Origin of the sequence: Spiroplasma sp. Moj (genome assembly GCF_016082285.1) — a bacterium.
In the GTDB taxonomy this organism is placed as follows: Bacteria; Bacillota_I; Bacilli_A; order Mycoplasmatales; family Mycoplasmataceae; genus Spiroplasma; species Spiroplasma phoeniceum.
In genome coordinates this window covers 1-2,668 of sequence record NZ_MQTY02000127.1, presented here as the reverse complement: position 1 = coordinate 2,668, position 2,668 = coordinate 1, and the positions used below count along the sequence as shown (strand labels likewise).

2 protein-coding genes are annotated in these 2,668 nt (G+C 26.0%); both read left to right on the top strand.

Annotated elements, in window-relative coordinates:
• Positions 1-295: 295 nt before the first annotated feature.
• Entirely contained in the window at positions 296-2,077 is a 1,782-nt protein-coding gene (gene uvrC / locus BST80_RS04940) for an excinuclease ABC subunit UvrC (protein WP_415746225.1), read from the top strand.
• A gap of 57 nt (positions 2,078-2,134) precedes the next feature.
• Positions 2,135-2,554, top strand: coding sequence for a DeoR family transcriptional regulator (locus BST80_RS04935; RefSeq protein WP_415746226.1), 420 nt, complete (start codon positions 2,135-2,137; stop codon positions 2,552-2,554).
• The last annotated feature ends 114 nt before the right edge of the window (positions 2,555-2,668 follow it).

Sequence of the window (2,668 nt, the reverse complement as noted above, 5' to 3'; positions counted from 1 at the left end):
AGTATTTCTGACATAAATTAAAATAATTAATGACATTTTGATAAATATAATTTATTTCTTTTGTAAGTTTTTGTTGTAAATATCATTTTTTTATTTTTCGTTGTAATGAATATAATTCATTTTCAGTTGGAATGCTTGTTACCATATACTTTTTCATTTTAATCTCCATTCTAATTTAAAGACTAAATCAGTGGTCTAAAATGTATATGGTTTTCACATTGGATTTTTTATGATGAGTTGCTAATTGTTTTAATTAAGCATAAAATATTAACAAACATAAGGGGAAGAATGAAAAATGTCAGAAAAATTATCGTTAAAAGAGCAAGTTGAGATTTTACCAACTAAACCAGGATGCTATTTATTTTACAATAATTATCATCAAGTATTGTATGTTGGAAAGGCAAAAAACTTACGAAGTCGTGTTAGTTCTTATTTTAACAAAGTGTATAATTATAAAACAACCCGCTTAGTTCAAGAAATAGTTCGTTTAGAAACAATTATTACGAAAACTGAAAAAGAGGCACTAATTTTAGAACATAATTTAATTAAGCAGTACAAACCAAAATACAATATTTTGTTAAATGATGATAAACATTATCCTTATATTGTAATTACAAAAGAAAAAGACCCTCAATATTTGTATGTTCGTAATGTTCATCAAAAATATGCTCGCTATTATGGACCATTCCCAGAAGGGAGTCATGCGCGGAAAATTATTAAAGTCTTAGAACGATTATATCCTTTACGTCGTTGTAAAGAAAATCTTGGAAAACCTTGCCTTTATTATCATATTAATCAATGCTCAGGTGCTTGTTTTAAATCAGTTCCTTCAGAATATTATACAAAAATGATTAAAAAAGTTCATAATTTTTTTAAAGGTAATTTTATTGAAACAAAAAAACTACTAGAGAAACGAATGTTTCAAGCCGCAGATAACTTACAATTTGAAGAAGCACATAAATTAAAAGTTTTAATTCGAAACTTAGATTGAACTTTATCATCACAAACAGTTGAAATGTTAAACCAAAATGATGATTTAGATGTGATTAGTTTATATCAAACTACTGAGCATTTAGTGTTAACAACTTTATTTTATCGTGCTGGAAAATTAAGCTATAAAGATTATGAATATTATCATCTTGATTTTGCTGAAGATTACCAAGAATTATACCGCTTATATTTGCAAAATATTTATCAAAAAAATATTTTATCCACAAAAATAATTGTTAACGAAGCAATTGCATTACCAGAATTAAACTTGTTATTTGATAATCGTGTTTTTCATCCTAAAACACCAATTGAAAAAACAATTATGAAATTAGCGACTGAAAATAGTTATGAATCTTATGTCCAATACCAGACAACTGCCCAACGAGAATTAAATAATGCTGAAGTTTTAAAAGAGTTACAAATGCTTTTAGGTTTATCAGAATTACCATATTTAATTGAAATGATTGATATTGCTAATATTAATAATGAGTTTGTGACTGGTGGGGTTATTGTTTATAAAAATGGTCGTTCATCACGAAATGATTATCGTAAGTATAATTTAGAAATTTCATATCAAGATGATACGCACCGTATTGCGGCGGTTGTTGCTCGTCGTTATCAAAAGATTATTCAAGAAGAACAAGCCCTTCCCAATTTAATTATTATGGATGGTGGGATTCAACAAGTTAATGCTTGTTTAAAAGAACTAGCAAAATTAGATTTATCAATTCCCGTGATTGGTTTAGTTAAAAATGATCATCATAAAACTGACCATTTACTTAATTTAAAAAAAGAGAAAGTATATTTGGATAAAAGTAGTCGTTTATTTTTATTTTTAACAAGAATGCAAGATGATGTTCATAATTTTGCAATTACTAGTTTTCGCCGCCGGCAAACAAAAGCTTTGACAACAAGTATTCTAGAAACAATCCCATGGTTTGGAAAACAACGAATTAAATTATTAAATCACCATTTTGAAAGTATTGGTGCAATTCAAAAAGCAAATGATGCTGAATTATATCAGTTATTGCATAATAAAAAACTTATTGAAAATTTAAGAAAATTTTTGGAACATTTTGGTAAATAACTTTTTTTCGGTATAATAATTAAGTACAAAATTAAACAATGAAAGGAGTAGAGATTTATCCATCGAGTCCAACGAAAAGATTTATTATTAGCATATTTGTGTCAAAAACTTTTTCACGAAATGAATCATGTTCTTGAATATGTTCGAAAATATAATATTTCAGCAACAACTGCGCGCCGTGATTTAAAAGAACTTGAAAGTGAAGGAATTATTACAATGTATTATGGTGGTATTAATTTTTTAGGAGTTCATAATAAAACATGTAATATTAATGTTCGAACAAGTAGTATTAATTTTGATAAAAAAATGATTATCGGAAAAAAGTTAACAAATTTGTTAGAAAAAAATGATGTTATTTTTGTCGGAGCAGGATCAACTTGTGAAATTTTTGTTACTTTAATTGATAAACCAATAAAAATTGTCACTAATTCATTTCGAATTTTACAATTGGCAAAAGATAATCCTAATGTTNAATAGACTTCTTGCATAACCTATTAAAATAATTGTAAATATTTTTAAAAAGATACTAATAGCAAATTATAATTTTAATTAATTATGTCTTTTATTTAAAAATTTAATATTTTCCTACAA